Raw genomic sequence first — 19805 nt, 5'->3', positions numbered from 1 at the left:
GCAGACAGCAAAAATCATGGCTAAAATGGCGGCTTGATCACCTTCAGCCGCGGCGCGGATTTTTGCGAAAAGACGGCACCTGCGGCGCCTTGAGACTGGATTTGCCTTGTCGGTATTACCGTTGCGCCCCTGCGCCTTGCGCACCATTGTTGTGCAGTTGCCACACTCAGCCTGGCGGAGCGCCGCGTGAGCGCCGTGCTGGCCGCCAGGGATGACGCCCTGCTGCAAGACGCCTGGCGCGCCGGCCTGAAACTGGGCGCGCCCAGCCTGCTGGGCATCGCCGCCTGGGGCATGGTGGTGGGCGTGGCCATGGTGAAAAGCGGCCTGACGGTGGCGCAGGCGGGCGCCATGACCCTGTTTGTCTTTGCCGGCTCGGCCCAGCTCGCATCCTTGCCCCTGCTGGCCGCGCAGGCGCCCGTGTGGGTGATCTTCGCCACGGCCCTCGTCGTCAATTTGCGTTTTGTTATCTTTTCCGTGCTGCTGGCCCCCCATTTTGCGCATCTGCCGTGGCGCCAGCGCTTTGCGCTCGGCTATGTCTCCGGCGATATCACGGTGGGCCTGTTCCTGCAGCGCTACCCGCATGAAACGCCGGACCCGGCCAAGCTGCCCTTCCTCAAGGGCCTGATTTACCCGAACTGGCTGGCCTGGCAGAGCGGTTCCTTCATCGGCATCGTGCTGGGCGCCGTCGTGCCGGCCGAGTGGGGGCTGGGCTTTGCCGGCACCCTGGCCATCCTGTGCGTGACGATACCGCTGATCCTCGGCCGCGCCGCCCTGTGCGGCGTGCTGGTGGCGGGCACGGTGGCCGTGCTGGCCTTCGGCCTGCCCTATAAACTGGGCTTGCTGGTGGCCGTTCTGGCCGGCATGCTGGCGGCCATGGCCGTGGAAGAATTGACCGAGAAATGGAACAAGCGCCATGTTTGACGGATGGGACTGGGGCAGGGCCGACGTGTGGATCGCCATCGCCGTGCTGGTGGTGGCCACGGCCGCCACGCGCAGCACCTTCTGGCTGGTCGGCCATCACATCAGCATTCCGCGCCGCATCAACGAAATGCTGCGCTTTGCGCCGGCCTGCGCGCTGGCGGCCATCATCGCGCCCGACATGCTGATGGAGGGGCAGCAGCTGCACTTTGAATTATCTAATTTGAAACTCTTGTCAGGTATTGCCGCCACGATCTTTTTCGTGATTCGCCGCAATATGTTGCAAACCATCATCTTTGGCATGCTGGTTTTCACGGGCTTGCGACTGTTGCATGTTTTTCAGTAAAGCAGGACAAATCGGCGATTTGCTCTGGTCATTGCGGTAAAATAGCGCACTTCCTTCCACTCGTCATCTGGATCGCCATGTCAGCTGTTCTCAACTTCATCCGTCTGCAAGATTTGATCGCCCAAAATGCACTGCAAGGCAAGCGCGTGTTTATCCGCGCCGACCTGAACGTCCCGCAAGATGACAGTGGCAAGATCACCGAAGACACGCGCATCCGCGCTTCGGTGCCGGCCATCCGCGCCGCCCTCGACGCCGGCGCCGCCGTCATGGTGACGTCGCACCTGGGCCGTCCGACGGAAGGCGAGTTCAAGCCGGCCGACAGCCTGGCGCCCGTGGCGGCGCGCCTGTCCGAGCTGCTGGGCCAGGAAGTTGCATTGAAACAAAACTGGGTCGATGGCGCCGGCCTGGAAAACCTGGCCGCCGGCCAGGTGGTCCTGCTGGAAAACGTGCGCGTGAACAAGGGCGAAAAGAAAAACAGCGATGAGCTGGCGCAAAAAATGGCCACATTGTGCGATATCTATGTCAACGACGCGTTCGGCACGGCCCACCGCGCCGAGGCGTCCACGCACGGCATCGCCAAATTCGCCCCTGTCGCCTGCGCCGGCCCGCTGCTGGCCGCCGAACTCGATGCGCTGGGCAAGGCCTTGCACGCGCCGGCCCGCCCCCTGCTGGCCATCGTTGCCGGCTCGAAAGTATCGAGCAAGCTGACCATTTTGAAAGCCCTGTCCGACAAGGTCGATAACCTGATCGTCGGCGGCGGCATCGCCAACACCTTCATGAAGGCGGTCGGCTTGAACGTGGGCAAGTCGCTGGTGGAAGCGGAACTCGTCGACGAAGCGAAAGCCATCATCGAGATCATGGCCAAGCGCGGCGCGCAAGTGCCGATTCCCGTCGATGTCGTGTGTGCCAAGGAGTTTTCGCCGACGGCCGCCGCCACTGTCAAGGACGTGGCCGACGTGGCGGACGACGACATGATCCTCGATATCGGCCCGAAAACGGCCGCCCTGCTGGCTGGCCAGATCGCCGCCGCCGGCACCATCGTGTGGAACGGTCCCGTTGGCGTGTTCGAGTTCGACCAGTTCGGCAACGGCACCAAGACGCTGGCCTTGGCCATTGCCGAGTCGAAAGCATTCTCGATCGCCGGCGGTGGCGACACCCTGGCGGCGATTGCCAAATACGACATTACCGATCAAATCAGCTATATCTCGACGGGCGGCGGCGCGTTCCTGGAGTTCCTGGAAGGCAAGACTTTGCCTGCCGTGGAAATTCTCATGCAGCGTGCTGGCTGATATAGCCTGACTGTCGTGCCACCAAGCGCAGCCTGACCGCTGCGCTTTTACCTTGCCGGGCGGCACAGCCGCCAGGTCTTGCTCAGCTAGCGTCTTGTTGGCGCACAAGGAATCCTATGCCACGCGGTACTAAAATCGTAGCAACAATCGGCCCCGCCTCCACCGACTTCGATATCTTGGTCAAAATGATACGCGCGGGCGTCGACGTGGTGCGCTTGAATTTTTCCCACGGCAAGGCGCAGGACCATATCGACCGCGCGGCCCTGGTACGGCTGGCGGCGCTTGAATGCGGCCGCGAAGTGGCCATCATGGCCGACATGCAGGGGCCGAAGATTCGCGTCGGCAAGTTTGAAAACACCCGCATCCAGCTGGAAGCGGGCGAGCGCTTCATTCTCGACGCCAAGTGGGGCGAAAACGGCGAGCTGGGCAACCAGGAGCGGGTCGGCCTCGACTACAAGGCCTTGCCGCGCGACCTGCACAAGGGCGACGTGCTGCTGCTGAACGACGGCCTCATCGTGCTGATCGTCGAGCGCATCCACGGCAGCGAAATCCACACCACCGTCAAGATCGGCGGCGAGTTGTCGAACAACAAGGGCATCAACCGCCAGGGCGGCGGCCTGTCCGCGCCCGCGCTGACGGCCAAGGATATGGAAGATATCAAGACGGCCATGAGTTTCCAGGCCGACTATCTGGCGATTTCCTTCCCGAAATGCGCGACCGACATGGAAATGGCGCGCCAGCTGGCCAATATCGCCGGCGAACCGTACCACCACAAGCCGATGATGATCGCCAAGATCGAGCGCGCGGAAGCCATTCCTGCCCTGCAAGAGATTTTGGATGCCTCGGACGGCATCATGGTGGCGCGCGGCGACCTGGCCGTGGAAGTGGGCAATGCGGCCGTGCCGGCCTTGCAGAAGCGCATGATCAAGATGGCGCGCGCGTCGAACAAGCTTGCCATTACGGCAACGCAGATGATGGAATCGATGATCGTCAACGCCGTGCCGACGCGCGCGGAAGTGTCGGACGTGGCCAATGCCGTGCTCGACGGTACGGATGCCGTCATGACGTCGGCCGAGACGGCTTCGGGCAAATACCCGATCGAGACGGTGGAAATGATGGCCGCCATCTGCGTCGAGGCGGAGCAGTCCGAATACAACAAGCTCGACGCCGATTTCCTCAACGTCACGTTCACCCGCATCGACCAGTCGATCGCCTATGGCGCCCTGTTCACGGCCCATCACCTGCGCGTGAAAGCCATCGTGGCGCTGACGGAATCGGGCTCCACCGCCTTGTGGATGAGCCGCCACAGTATCGATACGCCGATCTACGCGCTCACGCCAAGTGTGACGACTTTGCGCAAAGCCGCGCTGTACCGCAATGTTCGGGCGTATCATCTGATGCAGAACGCCCCCAGCGCGCAAGTGCTGAAGCAGGCGGAAGAGCTGCTGGTGTCGCAGGGCATCGTCCGCAAGGGCGACATGATCGTCGTCACCTGGGGCGAGCCGATGGGCCAGGTGGGCGGCACGAATGCGCTGAAAATTGTCAAAGTAGGCGAATTCGACTAAGAACGCCCACAACCAGTCCGGGCGTTGTTGCATTGCTTGTTTGTACCCGATGGACCAGTCGTACTGCCTCCGGCAACGCGCCTGGCCCTGAGCAGCTTGTTGGACGTTCTGATTTAATTGAAAGAATTCAGGCGCCGCCGCGGTCATCGACCGCGAAGCGCCGCAACGGTTTCTATTGTTATCTGGAGTATTACCATGTCTCTCGTATCCATGCGTCAACTGCTGGACCATGCCGCCGAAAACGGTTATGGCATTCCTGCCTTCAACGTCAACAACCTGGAACAAGTGCAAGCCATCATGGCTGCCGCCGATGCGCTCAACAGCCCGGTGATCATGCAGGCGTCGGCCGGCGCGCGCAAGTACGCCGGTGAAGCTTTCCTGCGCCACCTGATCGACGCGGCCGTCGAAGCGTATCCGCACATTCCCGTCGTCATGCACCAGGACCACGGCCAGTCGCCGGCCGTCTGCATGGCCGCCATCCGCTCGGGTTTTACGTCCGTGATGATGGACGGTTCGCTGGAAGCGGACGGCAAGTCGGTCGCCTCCTACGAATACAACGTGGAAGTGTCGCGTGAAGTGGTGAAATTCTCGCACGCCATCGGCGTGACGGTGGAAGCGGAACTGGGCGTGCTCGGTTCGCTGGAAACCATGAAGGGCGACAAGGAAGACGGCCACGGCGCCGACGGCACCATGACGCGCGAACAACTGCTGACGGACGTGGCGCAGGCGGCCGATTTCGTGCAGCGCACCCAGTGCGACGCCCTGGCGATCGCCATCGGCACCTCGCACGGCGCCTACAAGTTCACGCGCAAGCCGACGGGCGACATCCTCGCCATCGACCGCATCAAGGAAATCCACGCGCGCATCCCGAACACCCACCTGGTGATGCACGGTTCTTCGTCGGTGCCGCAGGAATTGCTGGCCATCATCCGCGAATTCGGCGGCGACATGAAGGAAACCTACGGCGTGCCCGTCGAGGAAATCCAGGAAGGCATCCGTCACGGCGTGCGCAAGATCAACATCGACACCGACATCCGCCTGGCGATGACGGCCGCGATCCGCAAGTATCTGTTTGAAAATCCGTCGAAATTCGACCCGCGCGACTTCCTCAAGCCAGCCCGCGCCGCCGCCGAGCAGATCGTGCGCGCGCGCATGCAGGCCTTCGGCTGCGAAGGCCAGGCCTCGAAGATCAAGGTCATCACGATGGAAAAAATGGCCGAGCGCTACAAGGCCGGCGAGCTGTCGCAAATTGTGAAGTAAAATTCTGTCTGGAACGGGCCGGAAGCCGCATCTCCGTGCCCGATTTTCTCGACCGGCGGGCGCCTTCCCTGCCTGCCGGTTTCGTTTCATCCAACTATTCCCCCCGCTATGAACAGCCTCTATCAGACTTCCATCCACTCCCTGCCATTGCTGGGCCACGGCAAGGTCCGCGACAACTACGCCGTCGGCGACGACAAGATCCTGATCGTCACCACGGACCGCCTGTCGGCCTTCGATGTCGTCATGAACGAGCCTATCCCCGGCAAGGGCAAGGTCCTCAACCAGATGAGCGACTTCTGGTTCGAGAAACTCGGCCATATCGTGCCGAACCACCTGACCGGCGTGGCGCCGGAATCCGTGGTGGCGCCCGAGGAAGTGGAGCAAGTGCAAGGCCGCGCCGTCGTGGCCAAGCGCCTGAAACCGATCATGGTCGAGGCGGTCGTGCGCGGCTATATCATCGGTTCGGGCTGGAAAGATTACCAGGATACGGGCAGCATCTGCGGCATCAAGCTGCCGGCGGGCCTGCAACAGGCGGCAAAGCTGCCGGAACCGATTTTTACGCCGGCGGCCAAGGCCGAACTGGGCGAGCATGACGAAAACATCAGCTTTGCTGAAATGGAACAGCGCATCGGCGCGGAACTGGCCGCCAAGATGCGCGACGTGGCCATTGCCCTGTACAAGACGGCCGCCGAGTACGCGGCCACGCGCGGCATCATCATCGCCGACACCAAATTCGAATTCGGCCTGGACGACAACGGCGTCATGCATCTGATGGATGAAGTGCTGACGGCCGACTCCTCGCGCTTCTGGCCGGCGGACTCGTATCAGCCTGGCATCTCGCCGCCGTCGTTCGACAAGCAATTCGTGCGCGACTACCTGGAAACATTGACCTGGGGCAAGACCGCACCGGCGCCCGCGCTGCCGGCCGACGTCATCGAAAAAACCCAGGCCAAGTACTTCGAAGCCATCGAACGCCTGACGGGCGAGAAGCTGAAGGCCTGAGATGACTGAGCACAATAAGCCGCTGGTCGGCGTCATCATGGGGTCGTCCTCGGACTGGGACGTGATGCAGAATGCAGTTGCCATCCTGAAACAGTTTGGCGTGCCGTATGAGGCGCAAGTCATTTCCGCGCACCGCATGCCCGACGAAATGTATGCGTACGCGAAAAGCGCGCGCGCGCGCGGCTTGCGCGCCATCATCGCCGGCGCCGGCGGCGCCGCCCACCTGCCTGGCATGGTGGCGGCGATGACCATCGTGCCCGTGCTGGGCGTGCCCGTGCCGTCGAAATACCTGCGCGGCGAAGATTCCATGCTGTCCATCCTGCAAATGCCCAAGGGCGTGCCGGTGGCCACCTTCGCCATCGGCGAAGCGGGCGCGGCGAATGCGGCGCTGACGGCGGTGGCGATGCTTGCCGCCAACGACGACGCCCTGGCCGAGCAGCTGGAAGCCTTCCGTGCCACGCAAACGGCCGCCGCCAAGGCCATGGTTTTGCCTGAATAATGTGTTTGAAAAATAATGAATAGTAAATCGACTTCCCCATTGCTGCCCGCCGCCAACCCACCGGCGTGGCTGGGCGTGATGGGCGGCGGCCAGCTCGGCCGCATGTTTGCCCAGGCCGCCCAGAGCATGGGCTACCAGGTTGCCGTACTGGAACCATCGGACGCCTGCCCCGCGGGGCAGGTGGCGCAGCGCCTGGTCCATGCCGGCTACGGCGACCTTGACGGCCTCGACGCCCTGGCCGCGCAATGCCTGGCCGTCACCACGGAATTCGAGAACGTGCCGGCCGACAGCCTGTCGCGCCTGGCCGAACGCGTGTTCGTGGCGCCCAACGCCCACGGCGTGTCCGTGGCGCAGGACCGCATCGCGGAAAAACGTTTCTTTGTCGACTGCGCGCCGAAATCGGGCGTGCTGCCGGCGCCGCACATGGTCATCGCCACGCAGCTGGACATTGACGGCATCGCCGACGACTTGCTGCCCGGCATCCTGAAAACCGTGCGCATGGGTTATGACGGCAAGGGCCAGTACCGCGTGCGCACGCGCGACGAGGTGCGCGCTGCGTTCGCGGAAATGGGCGAAGTAACTTGCCTGTTGGAAAAGATGCTGCCGCTGGCGTATGAAGTGTCCGTGCTGACGGCGCGCGGCGTGGACGGTGCATCGGTCGTGTATCCGATCGCCGAGAACGTGCACCGCGACGGCGTCTTGTTTACCACCACGGTGCCGGGCCCGAACGTGTCCGACGACTGCGCCGCCAGGGCGCAGCGGGCGGCGCAGGCCATGGTTGCCGAACTCGGCTATGTCGGCGTGCTGTGCATCGAATTTTTCGTGCTGGAAGATGGCAGCCTGGTGGTCAATGAAATGGCGCCGCGGCCGCACAACAGCGGCCATTACACGATGGACGCCTGCGTCACCAGCCAGTTCGCGCAGCAGGTGCGGGCCATGGCGCGACTGCCGCTGGGCGAGGTGCGCCAGCATTCGCCGGCCGTGATGCTCAACATCCTCGGCGACGCCTGGTTCGACAGCGACGAGACCGACACGCCGCGCGAACCGGCCTGGGACCGCATCCTGGCCCTGCCGGGCGCGTGTTTGCACCTGTACGGCAAGGACGAGCCGCGCCGCGGGCGCAAGATGGGCCATTTGACCTTCATCGCGGCCACCCTGCAGGAGGCGCAGCAGCGCCTGCGCGACGCTTGCCTGATCCTGGGAATCGCACCGTGAGCGTGGCCGCACATGACCTGGCGGCGGCCGCCGCCGTACTGGAAGCGGGCGGCCTCGTCGCTTTCCCGACGGAAACTGTGTACGGCCTGGGCGCCGATGCGGAAAACCCGGCCGCCGTGGCGCGCATCTACGAAGCCAAGGGCCGTCCATCGGACCACCCGGTGATCGTGCATGTGGCGCCCGGCGCCGATCTGGCGCACTGGTCCGATGATCTCCCGCCCGAGGCGCAGCAGCTGGTGGCCGCCTTCTGGCCCGGTCCGCTGACGCTGATCGTCAGGCGCGCCGCGCACATTCCCGACGCCGTCTCCGGCGGCCAGGATACGGTGGGCTTGCGCTGCCCTTCGCATCCGGTGGCTATCGCCTTGCTACGCGCCTTCAAGGGCGGCAAGGGCGGCCTGGCGGCGCCTTCGGCGAACAAATTCGGCAACGTCAGCCCCACCACGGCGCAGCACGTGCGCGATGAATTCTCGGCGGAACTCGCCAGCGGCTTGCTGGGCCTGGTGCTCGACGGCGGGCAGAGCGCTGTCGGCATCGAATCGACCATCGTCGACCTGTCGCGCCTGGCCACGCATGGTCCCGTGCTGTTGCGCCCCGGCCATATCAGCCGCGAGCAGATCGCCGCCGTCATCGGCCGCGCACCGGCCGTGGCGGACGCGGCCGCGCCGCGCGCCTCGGGCACGCTGGAATCGCACTACGCGCCGCACACGCCTGTTGCGATGCAGCACAGCGACGACGTAAGCGCCACCTTGAACCGCCTGCTCAATGACGGGCGCCGCGTGGCCCTGATCCATTACTCGGACATGCCGCCGGCCAGCGCCAGCGTGCGTCTGGCGGCGACCCCGGAAAACTACGCCCATGCGCTGTATGCCTCGCTGCGCACGATGGACCAGGTCGGCGCCGAGCTGATACTCGTCGAAGCGCCGCCCACCGGCCCCGCGTGGCTGGGCGTCAACGACCGTTTGCGGCGCGCCGCCTTCGGCTCAAGTGGCATCTTGCAGCAATTCCTGTCCGCATAATCGAAAGCCCCGCAAGGGGCTTTTTCTTGATGCAGCGCAATAGAGATGCTTGCCACGAAACATCCATCATCCCCCATAATTAAGGCCATTTCCCTGGCGTGACAGGAGGGTGGGCGTTGTTGTTATTTAGTTGATTTTGCAAGCATAATTTCTATACAAGTCTAATGAACGATGGCATATTAGTCAGGTAGCGAATAGCACGCCCGTTCGTTTAGAAACCAGAAAAAAGACCCGAGGAGACAAAATGCATCAAACCAAATTCGCGCTTGCCGTGCTGACTGCGGCTGTCCTGGCAGGTTGTGGCGGCTCCAGCGGCGGCGATCAAACCCTGAAAGTCAAATACACGGCGCAGGTGTCGTTCGGCGACAGCCTGTCCGATGTCGGTTCGTATGCCGTGGGCACGGTGCTGGCGAAAGGTGGCGGCAAGTTCACCATCAATGGCGACAATACCAAGATCAATCCTGAACTGACGGGCAAGAACTGGACCGAGCACCTGGCCGCGCAATTCGGCCTGGCCGCGCCATGCGCCGCCGAGACTGGCCTGGAAGGCAATGCGGCGAAGGGCTTGTCCGTGCCGCGCGTCAAGCATCCGGGCTGCTTCGGCTACGCCATGGGCGGTTCGCGCGTGACCAATCCCGTCGGTCCGAACAACAAGCTGACGGGCAGCGAGCTGGGCGCCCTGACCGTGCCCGTGGTGACGCAGATCGCGAATCACCTGGCCGTGTCCGGCGGCAAGTTCAGCGGCACGGAAGCTGTCTTCGTGATGGCCGGCGGTAACGACGTGCTGTTCCAGCTGGGCGCATTGCAGGCCGGCGCGACGGCGGCCGGCAAGGCGGCGGGCGCCGATGCGGGCGCCAAGGCTTTTGCCACCAATTTGACCCTGGCCCTGGCCGCCGGCGCACCCAATCCCACCACGGCGGCCGCCTCCATCGGCGCCGCCATCCAGACGGCCAGCGCGGCGCCTGGCGCCACCTCGGCGACCATCGTCGGTGCCGCCGTGCAAGCTGCTGTCGTCGCGGGCAATACGGCCGTTGCCTCGTCCACCGTATATGGCCCGCTGGTCACCAAGGCGCAAGCCGATGCGACGGTCACCGGCAATGCTGCCGGCGCCAAGGCCGGCGCCGATTACGCGGCGGCCCAGGGACCGTTGCTGGTCGCCGCCATGAAACAGGCGGGCATCGAACTGGTGGCGCTGGTGAAGGACCAGATCATCGCCAAGGGCGCCAACTATGTGATCGTCAACAATCTGCCGGACGTGGCCGGCACGCCATCGGGCCTGAGCAAGGATGCCAATACCAAGACGCTCATCAATGCCATGGTCAGCGCCTTCAATGGCGAACTCAGCTCGGGCTTGACGGGCAATGGGAAAGTCCTGCTGGTCGACGTGTTTGCCGTCAGCCACGACCAGGGCGTCAATCCCGGCCCGTATGGCTTGACCAACGTCAGCGAGACGGCATGCGACTTGAGTGCGCCAGGCAATATCCTGGGCAGCTCCCTCGTGTGCAATGGCACGAACCTGAAGACCGGCGACGTCAGCCATTACTCGTATGCCGACGATGTGCATCCTACGCCGTTCAACAACCTGTTGCTGGCCCGCTACGTGGCCAAGGACATGGTCGTGCGGGGCTGGCTGTAAGGGATGGCCGCGCCAGCGGCGCCACGTTGGCGTGGCTGGCGCAGGCAGCGACAAGATTCGATAGCGGAACACTCCGCACATAATGAAACAGGAGACAAGATGAAGAATCGTTTGAATACCGCTGTGCGCGTGCTGGCCGCAGCTGCCGCGATGGCCATGGCGACGGGCGCTTCGGCGCAAAGCGCAGGCACCTGGATGGCCAAGGTCGGTCTCAACAAGATCACGCCGCACGTGGAAAGCGGCGACATTTCCGCGCCGGCCTTGCCGGGCACCAAGGCTGACGTCAAGGCGGACACCAAGCCCATTCTGACGTTTGCTTACATGATTACGGACAATATTTCCGCTGAAATGATCCTCGGCGTGCCGTACAAGCATGACCTGATGGGCGACGGCTCCATCAAGGGCACGGGCAAACTGGGCACGGCGGAAGCCTTGCCGCCGACGGCCTTCATCCAGTACCGTTTCTTCCAGCCCAATGCGATGATCCGTCCCTACGTGGGCGCGGGCCTGACGTATGCCTATTTCCAGAAGGAAACTGGTTCGGGCCAGATGACGGCCCTGCTTGATCCGGGTGGATCGCCCGTCACCTACCGCATGGACAACAAGCTGGCCGGCAGCCTGGTGGTCGGCAGCACCGTGTCCATCAACGAGCGCTGGTTTGCCGACGTGGCCGTGGTCAAGACCTACCTGAAGACCCGGGCCAAGTTCTCGACGGGCCAGACGCAGGACATCAAGCTCGACCCGCTCGCCGTGAGTGTCAGCATCGGGTATAAATTTACCCTGTAAAACAAAAAATCCGCCTCGGCGGATTTTTTTTCGTCCAGTAACTCAGGCCGGCGGTATATTGAACTGACCATTGTGGAAGATCAAGGGCGCTTGCGATGCAAACGCGCATTGTTCCACTTCACCGACGAAAATGACGTGGTCGCCTTCCGGGTAGCGGCTGCGGTTATGGCATTCGAACCAGGCCGACACGCCTTTCAGGATGGGCTGGCCCGTGCGCGACAGTTCGTACTCGACGTCGTCGAAGGGATTCGGCGTGCGGCGTGAAAAGCGCGTCGCCAGCTCCGCCTGGTCGGCGCCCAGCACATTGATGACGTAATGCGAGTTGCCGCTGAAGATGGGCATGCTGTTGGCCACCGTGCCCAGGCTCCACAGCACCAGCGGCGGCGACAGCGAGACGGAATTGAAGGAACTGGCCGTGAGGCCGCGGAAACTGCCATCGGCCAGGCGCGTGGTAATCACCGTCACGCCGGTGGCAAACTGCGACAAGGCCTGACGGAAATGTTTCGTATCGAATTCTTGCGCTGGCGCGCGGGGAGAGCGTGTGTTCATGGGAGACCTGTCTATTTGCTGCCATTATGCCAAAAATCGGCCATCCCAGCGCAATCCTGGCCGGCGTGGCCTTATGTGCGGTGCGCCACGCGCCGTTGCGGACGGCGCTGCAGACCGTGGCGCTTTGCGTTACAGTGGTGAAATGATAAGTCGCAGTAGCGTTGCAGGAGGGCATCATGAATGGACAGACGGAAGTGGCGGTATTCGGCGGCGGCTGTTTTTGGTGCCTGGCCGCCGTGTACGCGGAGGCGCGCGGCGTGATGCGCGTCGAGTCCGGCTACACGGGCGGCAGCGTGCCCCATCCCGCGTATGAACAGATTTGCACGGGCGCGACGGGGCATGCCGAAGTGGTGCGCCTGGAATTCGATCCCGCCATCATCAGCTACCATGATTTGCTGGAAATCTTCTTTACGCTGCACGACCCCACCACCTTGAACCGGCAAGGCAACGATGTCGGCACGCAATACCGCTCCGTCATCTATTACCAGTCGGCCGAGCAGGAAAAAGTGGCGCGCAAGGTGCTGGCCGAGATGGCCGGCGTGTGGGATGCGCCCATCGTCACGGAACTGGCGCCGGCCCAGCCTTATTATCCGGCCGAGGCTTACCACCAGAATTATTTCGAGCAGCATCCGCTGCAGGGCTATTGCGCCTTCGTGGTGGCGCCCAAGGTGGAAAAGTTCCGCGCCATGTATGCGAGCCGCCTGAAATGAAACGCCCGGCGCCATGCCGGGCGCGTTCCGCCGTTCACGCCGTCAGCACGGGCGCCGGCTTCACGGCCGGCTCATACATGTAGTTGCGCGACCACGGCAAGGCCGAGGAGCGCCGTCCGGCCTTCACGCAGACGATCTGGTACAGGCTGATCAAGTCCTGCTCGAAGGCATAGGCGCAGCCTGCCAGGTAGACATGCCAGATGCGGAAGCGCCGCTCGCCCGCCAGCGGGCGGATCTGCTCGGCATGGGTTTCGAAATTCTCCGTCCACAGGGCGCAGGTGCGCGCATAGTGGCGGCGCAGGTTTTCCACGTCCAGCACCTCCAGCCCGCCTTGCTGCATGGTTTTCAGCACATTGCCGATATGCGCCAGTTCGCCGTGCGGAAATACATATTTTTCGATGAATTCGCCGCCCCCGTACGGCGTTTCGCCATTCTCGGGGTCGGTCGAGGTGATGCCGTGGTTCATCGCCAGCCCGTCCGGCGCCAGCAGCTTGTTGATGATGCCGAAATACTCGGGCAAATGCTTCAAGCCCACGTGCTCGAACATGCCCACGCTGGTGATGCGGTCGAACTGGCCCGTCACGTCGCGGTAGTCCTGCAGGCGGATGTCGATCAGGTGGGCCAGTCCGGCCGCCGCCACGCGCTCGCGCGCCAGCGCATACTGGTTTTCCGACAGGGTCACGCCCACGCAGCGGGCGCCATATTGCTGTGCGGCACGCATGACGAGCGCGCCCCAGCCGCAGCCGATGTCGAGCAGGGTTTGCCCTGGCTGCAGCCGGATTTTCTTCAGGATATGGTCGATCTTCTTGACCTGCGCCTGCGCCAGGGTTTCATCGCCGTGCTCAAAGTAGGCGCAGGAATACACGAGGGCGGGGTCGAGGAATTGCTCGTAGAAGGCATTCGACACGTCGTAGTGGTAGCGGATGGCCTCGGCATCCTTGCTCTTGTCGTGCGTAAAGCTGCGCACGATGCGGGCCAGCTTGCCTTCCGGTTTCAAGGTGTTGCGGGCCAGCGCATTGCAGATGGAAATCATGTCCATCGCCGTGCCCTTGACCTCGATATTGCCCTCCACATAAGCCGAGCCCAGGTTGGCCAGCGAGGGCTTCAGCAGATAGCGGGCCGAGGCGACGGTCGGCAGGCGGATGGTGACCCTGGGCGCTTCGCTGGACAGGTCGACGTGCTGGCCATTCCATAATTCTATGCGCAGCGGCAAGGCGGTCTTGCTGCGGATGCCAGCGATCCAGGACTTGAGTTGGTTTTGTACAAACAAAATGGCCTCCAATGAAGCGGCCCCGGCTGCGGCCGCAAATTGAGAAACAATGTCATTTAGTAACTTCTACCCTCATAGCCTACACCTATATTGCACAGCTTGCTTTGCGCCGCCTTGACTGTCCTGCTTACGGTTGCAAACGTTGCATGCTCCATTGCCCGTCAGCACCGCGCGTATATACGATGCGGTCATGGAAGCGCGAACGGCGTCCCTGCCAGAATTCGATGCGTTCCGGTTGCAAACGGTAGCCGCCCCAGTGTGCCGGGCGCGGCGGCTGTGCGTCGCCGACGGCGGCGGCCACGGCTTCGTAATGGCTTTCCAGCGCGGCGCGGCTGGCGATGGGAGCGCTTTGCTGTGAGGCAATAGCGGACAGCCGGCTTTGCAGGGGGCGCACATTGAAATACTCGTCGCTCTCGGCCGCCGTGGTTTTCACCACCGTGCCTTCGATGCGCACTTGCCGCTCCAGCTCGCGCCAGAAGAACAGCAGGGCCGCGTGCGGGTTGTGTTCGAGCTGCTGGCCCTTGTCGCTGTGGTAATTCGTGTACCAGGTAAAGCCGCGCTCGTCGAATTGCTTGATCAGCACGATGCGCGAGCTGGGCTTGCCGTCGGGGCTGACGGTGGACAAGTCCATGGCGTTCGGCTCCATCACCTGGGCGCGGACGGCTTCGGCAAACCATTTCTGGAACTGGGCCACGGGATCGGCCAGCACATCCGTCTCGCTCAGGCTGGACTGGACGTAATCGGTGCGCATGGCGGCCAGCAAGGCGGCTGCGTCCGGCACTTCAGGCACTTCAGGCGCTTCGGACGCGTCCGGCGCGATGCCGCGGCGGCGCTGCATGGCCGTGCCCAGCTGTTCCATCTGCTGCGCGCTGAACAGGCGCTTGGCCATGGGCGCCAGCTGGCCTTCTTCCTTGGCCATGTGGGCCTGGTAGGCGGCCACGTAGTCGCGCACGCCATGCGCCGACAGCTGCACGCCCGTGCCGGCCGCGATGGCGTCCAGTTCCGGGCGCAGGGTCAGCCAGGCCTGGTCCATGCGCTGGTGGTCGGCCAGGATCTCGGGCACCAGCGTGACCAGCAGGGCCGCATCCTCGCCCGTGGCGGTCGCTTGCAGCATGGGCATCAGGTCTTGTTCTTCATCGTCATGGTGCAGATGGGCGGCTTTATTGAAATATTGCAACACCGCCTTGGCCGCCTGTTGCGCGTCCGCCGTGTTGCCGTGCTGCGCCAGGTGGGCCAGCAGGTTTTGCAGCGTGCCCAGCTGCTTGCGGATCTTGTCGTGGCAATGCTTGAGGACGGCGATAGGCTGGTCAAAGCCGGGAACGGAGTCGAACAGGGGAGTGGTCATGGCGAGTTCTCGTGGTGGACGGTGTGGGGGCGCGGCGACAGTCAGGCCTTGTCGCTGTGTCAATCCGGCTATTTTAGAATATCCGCCAGCGCAGTGTCCGTTAAAATGGCGGCATGCATACCTCCACCAATGAACTAATTTCCATGGACTTGACCGAGATCGATTTTGAGCGCCGTTTCGGCGGCATCGCCCGCCTGTACGGCGCCCCGGCGCTGGCACGCTTCCGCGCCGCCCACGTGTGCGTGATCGGCGTGGGCGGCGTCGGTTCCTGGATCGTCGAAGCGCTGGCGCGCAGCGCCGTCGGCCGCCTGACCCTGATCGACCTCGATAATGTTGCCGAATCGAACATCAACCGCCAGATCCAGGCCATGAGCGACACCATCGGCAAGGCCAAGATCACGGCCCTGGCCGAACGCATCGAACTGATCAACCCCTTGTGCCAGGTCACGCAGATCGAGGATTTCATTGCTCCCGATAACCTGGAGCAATTGCTGGGCGGGCGCGACTTCGATTACCTGGTCGACGCCATCGACAATGCCAAGGCCAAGGCGGCCGTGATTGCGTATTGCCGCGCGCGCAATCTGCCGATGCTGACCATAGGCAGCGCGGGCGGGCAGACGGACCCGACCTTGATCGCCGTGCGCGACCTGGCGAAGACGGAGCAGGAACCGCTGCTCAAGCGCGTGCGCAAACTGTTGCGCACCGAATATGGCTTTCCTCGTGGCATCAAAAACAAATTCAATGTCGACGCCGTGTTTTCCATGGAACCGTTGAGCACGCCCGAGAGTGCGGAAGCGTGCGCCATTGATGGCACGTCCGCCGGCGTGACGGGCCTCAATTGCGCCGGCTTCGGCTCCAGCGTGGTGGTGACGGCCAGCTTCGGCATGGTGGCGGCCGCCCATGCGCTGAAAAGCTTGCGCCAGGACAAACTGGCCGCCGAGCCAGTGGCGGCCGCCGCCTAAGCCAGTTTGCGGCGCGCCACGATGCGGTAGTCGCCGCTGCTTTTCAGCGATTCCACCAGCACCAGTTCGTCCGCCTGCCAGGCGATGGGGGCGAAATCCCCGCTCGCCGGTGGCGGCGCCTGGCGCGCCAGGGTCACGTGCGGCGTAAAGCGGTCGTGCGCGAAGCGGGGCGCCAGTCCCTGTTGCGCCAGCGCATGCATGCAGGCCGCGCGCAAGTCCAGCAGGGCCGGCGACGGTTGCGCCAGGGCGGCCCAGGCCAGCGCCAGCTTGCTAAAGTGGCTGGCGTGGTCGAACAGCAAGGGCATGGGACGCGCCGGCAATTGTGCCAGGATAGCCAGCAGGGCGGGCAGCTCGCCGGCCGGGCGCTGGCCCAGGAAGGCCAGGGTCAGGTGCAGCTTTTCCGCGCGCACGGGCTTGCCGTCCAGCAACGCCTGCCAGGCGGCGAAGGCCGCGCGCGTGGCCGCGTCGGGCCACAGTGCGTAAAACAGGCGGGGGCTATGGATATCGGGCGACAAGTTTTTCCTATCGTTGCGGCGGTTTGCTATTATTGGCGTTCCCTGCCCACTCGCATTGGCAGAGATCTCACCGAAACTCACTGAAAGAATACATCATGACGCGTAGCTCCGTTTTGTTTGCCCTGATCTGCTCCGTCGCCGCGTCGCTGGCGCAGGCACAGGCGCCAGCGCCTGTTCCCGCCTCGGCCGTCTCACTGAGCCCCGGCCCTGCGGCCGATAAATTGATCTTGATCGACAACAAGGTCGGCACGGGCAAGGAAGCGTCCGCCGGCAATACCGTGGTCGTGCACTACACGGGCTGGCTGTACCGTCCGCTGGCGAAAGATTCGCGCGGCAAGAAATTCGACAGCTCCGTGGGCCGCGGCCCGTTCGACTTCCCGCTGGGCAAGGGCATGGTCATCAAGGGCTGGGACCAGGGCGTGGCCGGCATGAAAGTGGGCGGCAAGCGCACCCTGATCATTCCAGGCGAACTGGCCTATGGTCCGCGCGGCGCCGGCAATGGCGACATTCCGCCGAACTCGGCACTGATCTTCGACGTGGAATTGCTGGACGTGAAGTAATTGTTCAGTTTGGCGGCGGCGCATGCTTGCGCCGTCGCCATCGGCGTGCTGAAACGCGGTAGACTGGGGTTTCTTGAAATAGCGGAGAGTCCTTCCATGAACATCGCCAACGACGTCACTGAACTGATCGGCAACACTCCCCTGGTGCGCATCAACCGCATCGCCGCCGGCAGTGTGGCCACCATCCTGGCCAAACTCGAATTCTACAATCCCGCGCACAGCGTCAAGGACCGCATCGGCCTGTCCATGATCGTCGCCGCTGAAGCGGCGGGCAAGATCCATCCCGACACCGTCATCGTCGAGCCCACCAGCGGCAACACGGGCATCGCGCTGGCCATGGTCTGTGCCGCGCGCGGCTATCGCTGCACCCTCGTCATGCCTGACACCATGAGCCGCGAACGCCGCATCCTGCTGCGCGCCTATGGCGCCGAGCTGGTGCTCACGCCCGGCAGCGAAGGCATGCTGGGCGCCATCCGCAAGGCCGAGGAACTGGTGGCGGCCGATCCGCGCTATTTGATGTTGCAACAATTCAACAATCCCGCCAATCCCGCTATCCACCGCGCCACGACGGCCGAGGAAATCTGGCGCGATACGGACGGGCAAGTGGACATCATCGTCGCCGGCGTGGGCACGGGCGGCACCATCACGGGCGTGGGCGAAGTGCTGAAGGAACGCAAGCCGGGCCTGCAAGTGATCGCCGTGGAGCCGGAAGCGTCGCCGATGTTGTCGAAAGGCACGAAAGGGCCGCACCCGATCCAGGGCATCGGCGCCGGTTTCGTGCCGCAAATCCTCAACACGGCCATCTACGACGAAATCATCTGCGTCAAGAATGACGACGCGTTTGCCACGGCGCGCCTGGCCGCCAGCGACGAAGGCTTGCTGGTCGGCATTTCGTCGGGCGCCGCCCTGTGGGCCGCCCTGCAGGTGGCGCGCCGTCCGGAAAACGCGGGCAAGACCATCGTCACCATCATCCCGTCGTTCGGCGAGCGCTACCTGAGCACCGCCTTGTACGCGGGCCTGGGCGACTGACCGTTCAACAGCAGCGGCATGTCTATGCCTTCCGCCAGCGCCCGGTTGCCCGCGTCGCCCGGGTGCAGATGGTCGCCCGAGTCGTAGGCGGGCAGCAGGCGCAGCGGGTATGCCGGGTCGCGCGCCCAGGCGTCGAAGTCGAGCACGGCGTCAAACAGGCCGCTGCCGCGTATCCACGCGTTCAGTTGCTGGCGCAGGGCATCCTTTTCCTTTTGATAATAGTTGCTCAGGGGCGTGCCGGGCAGGGCGCCTGCGAACGGCGTCACAGTGGCGCCGATGACGCGCACGCCGCGGCTGCGCGCCTGGGCCACCAGCTGCGCATAGCCTGCCCTTAATTCCTCCAGGGTGGGTCTTTGTGCCTGTGGCGCAAACGCCGTGCCGGGCCAGCTGATGTCATTGATCCCCAACAAGACGACCACCGTGCGCACGCCTGGCTGCGCCAGCACGTCGCGCTCGAAGCGGGCCAGGGCGTTCTCTCCCATGCCGTCGGACAACAGCCGTCCACCGGAAATGCCCGCATTGATCACGGCCACGCCGTGCGGCGCCAGGCGTTCGGCCAGGAAATCGGGCCAGCGCGCATCCATCCCCAGGCTGGCGCTGGCGCCATCGGTGATCGAATCGCCGAGGATGGCCACGGCTTGCGCCCCCGGCGCCGCGGCCACCTCGATGGCGCTGAGCAAGATGCGCGCCGTGGTGGTCTGCACGCCCGTTTGCGCCTCGTCAATACTCACTGCCCGCGTCTGGTCCTGCGGCGCGATCCATGCCGTCTCGCGCCCATCCCAGTGAAACGTGGCAGTCGGGCTGGGCTGCGGCAGGTGCACGCTCACCGTCAGCCGGGCCAGGTCCTGCACGGACAGGTCGACGGGGTCGCTGACGAGCGGCGCGCCCGGCGCGATGCTGGCCGAGGGCTGGCCGGCAAAGGTCAGCGTGCGCAGGCTGCCCGCCTCGATGGCCGAAGCGGAAGCTGCCAGGGCCACGGTGGCCGCGCCGATGCGCAGCGGCACCTTGCCATACGCGTTCGACAGCACGATGCGCACGCGCGGCCCGCCCACGCTGATGCGCGCCACCTGGCGCACGGTTTGTCCGTGCAGCACGGCGGGCACGTTGCTGGGGAACAGGAAGCCGCCGCCCCACACGGCTTGCGGGCTGGCTGTCCAGCTGGCCAGCCAAGTGGAGACGGAGGCTGGTGCAGGTTCGGCCGCCTGGGCGGCGGAAGTGTTCAGGGCCAACGCCAGCAGGGCGGCGGGGAGGGAGAAATATCGTTGCATGGCGGCTCGCTTCATCAAGGGGAATGGGCGCATGATGCAAGCAAAGCCATTTATGCACTAGACTA

20 protein-coding genes are annotated in these 19805 nt (G+C 64.0%); 15 read left to right on the top strand and 5 right to left on the bottom strand.

The window, feature by feature from the left end:
* The first annotated feature begins 186 nt into the window (after positions 1-186).
* The 11 genes from AC07VI_RS05210 (at position 187) to AC07VI_RS05160 (ending at position 11532) form a co-directional block, all read left to right on the top strand.
* Positions 187-921, top strand: a complete 735-nt coding sequence (locus tag AC07VI_RS05210) for an AzlC family ABC transporter permease (protein ID WP_086145885.1) — start codon at positions 187-189, stop codon at positions 919-921.
* The gene (locus tag AC07VI_RS05205; RefSeq protein WP_086145884.1) at positions 914-1264 is read left to right on the top strand and encodes an AzlD domain-containing protein; all 351 of its coding nucleotides are present in this window, start codon (positions 914-916) and stop codon (positions 1262-1264) included. The genes AC07VI_RS05210 and AC07VI_RS05205 overlap by 8 nt, the downstream gene beginning before the upstream one ends.
* A 77-nt stretch (positions 1265-1341) precedes the next feature.
* Complete coding sequence (locus AC07VI_RS05200) at positions 1342-2553, top strand: phosphoglycerate kinase (protein WP_086145883.1); 1212 nt, start codon at positions 1342-1344, stop codon at positions 2551-2553.
* Between the two features lie 116 nt (positions 2554-2669).
* A complete protein-coding gene (gene pyk / locus AC07VI_RS05195; RefSeq protein WP_086145882.1) occupies positions 2670-4118 on the top strand; it encodes a pyruvate kinase in 1449 nt (482 codons plus the stop codon).
* Positions 4119-4313: 195 nt separating this feature from the next.
* Positions 4314-5378: a class II fructose-bisphosphate aldolase gene (gene fba / locus AC07VI_RS05190; protein WP_086145881.1), complete on the top strand. Its 1065-nt coding sequence runs from the start codon at positions 4314-4316 to the stop codon at positions 5376-5378.
* Positions 5379-5486: 108 nt separating this feature from the next.
* Complete coding sequence (locus AC07VI_RS05185) at positions 5487-6380, top strand: phosphoribosylaminoimidazolesuccinocarboxamide synthase (RefSeq protein WP_086145880.1); 894 nt, start codon at positions 5487-5489, stop codon at positions 6378-6380.
* Between the two features lies 1 nt (position 6381).
* Positions 6382-6879 (top strand): 5-(carboxyamino)imidazole ribonucleotide mutase, encoded by a 498-nt coding sequence (gene purE, locus AC07VI_RS05180; RefSeq protein WP_070311667.1) that lies wholly within the window; start codon positions 6382-6384, stop codon positions 6877-6879.
* Between the two features lie 15 nt (positions 6880-6894).
* On the top strand, positions 6895-8094 hold the full coding sequence (locus tag AC07VI_RS05175) for a 5-(carboxyamino)imidazole ribonucleotide synthase (RefSeq protein WP_099374096.1): 1200 nt from the start codon (positions 6895-6897) through the stop codon (positions 8092-8094).
* Positions 8091-9110, top strand: coding sequence for an L-threonylcarbamoyladenylate synthase (locus AC07VI_RS05170; RefSeq protein ID WP_492995998.1), 1020 nt, complete (start codon positions 8091-8093; stop codon positions 9108-9110). Before AC07VI_RS05175 ends, AC07VI_RS05170 begins: the two co-directional genes overlap by 4 nt.
* 244 nt (positions 9111-9354) lie before the next feature.
* Positions 9355-10746, top strand: coding sequence for an SGNH/GDSL hydrolase family protein (locus tag AC07VI_RS05165; protein WP_086145877.1), 1392 nt, complete (start codon positions 9355-9357; stop codon positions 10744-10746).
* Positions 10747-10845: 99 nt separating this feature from the next.
* The gene (locus tag AC07VI_RS05160) at positions 10846-11532 is read left to right on the top strand and encodes an OmpW/AlkL family protein (protein ID WP_172404749.1); all 687 of its coding nucleotides are present in this window, start codon (positions 10846-10848) and stop codon (positions 11530-11532) included.
* Positions 11533-11574: 42 nt separating this feature from the next.
* On the opposite strand, the gene AC07VI_RS05155 is transcribed toward AC07VI_RS05160, so the two are convergent.
* Positions 11575-12081: a flavin reductase family protein gene (locus AC07VI_RS05155; protein WP_086145876.1), complete on the bottom strand. Its 507-nt coding sequence runs from the start codon at positions 12079-12081 to the stop codon at positions 11575-11577.
* 176 nt (positions 12082-12257) lie between these two features.
* Between AC07VI_RS05155 and msrA the strand changes: the two genes are divergently transcribed.
* Positions 12258-12791: a peptide-methionine (S)-S-oxide reductase MsrA gene (msrA, locus tag AC07VI_RS05150; RefSeq protein WP_086145875.1), complete on the top strand. Its 534-nt coding sequence runs from the start codon at positions 12258-12260 to the stop codon at positions 12789-12791.
* Between the two features lie 34 nt (positions 12792-12825).
* Here the strand turns inward: msrA and AC07VI_RS05145 are convergent, their stop codons facing one another.
* On the bottom strand, positions 12826-14061 hold the full coding sequence (locus AC07VI_RS05145) for a class I SAM-dependent methyltransferase (RefSeq protein WP_492995994.1): 1236 nt from the start codon (positions 14059-14061) through the stop codon (positions 12826-12828).
* A 127-nt stretch (positions 14062-14188) separates the two neighbouring features.
* On the bottom strand, positions 14189-15406 hold the full coding sequence (pdxH, locus tag AC07VI_RS05140; protein WP_099419364.1) for a pyridoxamine 5'-phosphate oxidase: 1218 nt from the start codon (positions 15404-15406) through the stop codon (positions 14189-14191).
* A 113-nt stretch (positions 15407-15519) separates the two neighbouring features.
* On the opposite strand from pdxH, the gene tcdA reads away from it, so the two are divergent.
* The gene (tcdA, locus tag AC07VI_RS05135) at positions 15520-16368 is read left to right on the top strand and encodes a tRNA cyclic N6-threonylcarbamoyladenosine(37) synthase TcdA (protein WP_226935443.1); all 849 of its coding nucleotides are present in this window, start codon (positions 15520-15522) and stop codon (positions 16366-16368) included.
* Here tcdA and thpR read toward each other — a convergent pair.
* A complete protein-coding gene (gene thpR, locus AC07VI_RS05130) occupies positions 16365-16883 on the bottom strand; it encodes an RNA 2',3'-cyclic phosphodiesterase (protein WP_157792349.1) in 519 nt (172 codons plus the stop codon). The genes tcdA and thpR overlap by 4 nt on opposite strands.
* A 95-nt stretch (positions 16884-16978) precedes the next feature.
* Here thpR and AC07VI_RS05125 point away from each other — a divergent pair, with 95 nt between their 5' ends.
* Positions 16979-17443 (top strand): FKBP-type peptidyl-prolyl cis-trans isomerase, encoded by a 465-nt coding sequence (locus AC07VI_RS05125; RefSeq protein ID WP_086145871.1) that lies wholly within the window; start codon positions 16979-16981, stop codon positions 17441-17443.
* Positions 17444-17539: 96 nt separating this feature from the next.
* Positions 17540-18472: a cysteine synthase A gene (gene cysK, locus AC07VI_RS05120; protein ID WP_086145870.1), complete on the top strand. Its 933-nt coding sequence runs from the start codon at positions 17540-17542 to the stop codon at positions 18470-18472.
* On the opposite strand, the gene AC07VI_RS05115 is transcribed toward cysK, so the two are convergent.
* Positions 18433-19740, bottom strand: a complete 1308-nt coding sequence (locus AC07VI_RS05115) for an SGNH/GDSL hydrolase family protein (RefSeq protein WP_099374097.1) — start codon at positions 19738-19740, stop codon at positions 18433-18435. The two genes, cysK and AC07VI_RS05115, sit on opposite strands and share 40 nt — an antisense overlap.
* Between the last annotated feature and the right edge of the window lie 65 nt (positions 19741-19805).

It is taken from the genome of Janthinobacterium sp. GW821-FHT03A03, from assembly GCF_059421435.1.
Note: the sequence above shows the minus strand (reverse complement) of the source record. Positions and strands in the feature narration are given on the sequence as shown.

What these genes read in the sequence shown, in the direction of transcription:
- AC07VI_RS05205 (WP_086145884.1), top strand. Translation starts at nt 914, where the DNA reads ATGTTTGACGGATGGGACTGGGGCAGGGCCGACGTGTGGATCGCCATC.
- AC07VI_RS05200 (WP_086145883.1), top strand. Translation starts at nt 1,342, where the DNA reads ATGTCAGCTGTTCTCAACTTCATCCGTCTGCAAGATTTGATCGCCCAA.
- pyk (WP_086145882.1), top strand. Translation starts at nt 2,670, where the DNA reads ATGCCACGCGGTACTAAAATCGTAGCAACAATCGGCCCCGCCTCCACC.
- fba (WP_086145881.1), top strand. Translation starts at nt 4,314, where the DNA reads ATGTCTCTCGTATCCATGCGTCAACTGCTGGACCATGCCGCCGAAAAC.
- AC07VI_RS05185 (WP_086145880.1), top strand. Translation starts at nt 5,487, where the DNA reads ATGAACAGCCTCTATCAGACTTCCATCCACTCCCTGCCATTGCTGGGC.
- purE (WP_070311667.1), top strand. Translation starts at nt 6,382, where the DNA reads ATGACTGAGCACAATAAGCCGCTGGTCGGCGTCATCATGGGGTCGTCC.
- AC07VI_RS05175 (WP_099374096.1), top strand. Translation starts at nt 6,895, where the DNA reads ATGAATAGTAAATCGACTTCCCCATTGCTGCCCGCCGCCAACCCACCG.
- AC07VI_RS05165 (WP_086145877.1), top strand. Translation starts at nt 9,355, where the DNA reads ATGCATCAAACCAAATTCGCGCTTGCCGTGCTGACTGCGGCTGTCCTG.
- AC07VI_RS05160 (WP_172404749.1), top strand. Translation starts at nt 10,846, where the DNA reads ATGAAGAATCGTTTGAATACCGCTGTGCGCGTGCTGGCCGCAGCTGCC.
- AC07VI_RS05155 (WP_086145876.1), bottom strand. Translation starts at nt 12,081, where the DNA reads ATGAACACACGCTCTCCCCGCGCGCCAGCGCAAGAATTCGATACGAAA.
- msrA (WP_086145875.1), top strand. Translation starts at nt 12,258, where the DNA reads ATGAATGGACAGACGGAAGTGGCGGTATTCGGCGGCGGCTGTTTTTGG.
- pdxH (WP_099419364.1), bottom strand. Translation starts at nt 15,406, where the DNA reads ATGACCACTCCCCTGTTCGACTCCGTTCCCGGCTTTGACCAGCCTATC.
- tcdA (WP_226935443.1), top strand. Translation starts at nt 15,520, where the DNA reads ATGCATACCTCCACCAATGAACTAATTTCCATGGACTTGACCGAGATC.
- AC07VI_RS05125 (WP_086145871.1), top strand. Translation starts at nt 16,979, where the DNA reads ATGACGCGTAGCTCCGTTTTGTTTGCCCTGATCTGCTCCGTCGCCGCG.
- cysK (WP_086145870.1), top strand. Translation starts at nt 17,540, where the DNA reads ATGAACATCGCCAACGACGTCACTGAACTGATCGGCAACACTCCCCTG.
- AC07VI_RS05115 (WP_099374097.1), bottom strand. Translation starts at nt 19,740, where the DNA reads ATGCAACGATATTTCTCCCTCCCCGCCGCCCTGCTGGCGTTGGCCCTG.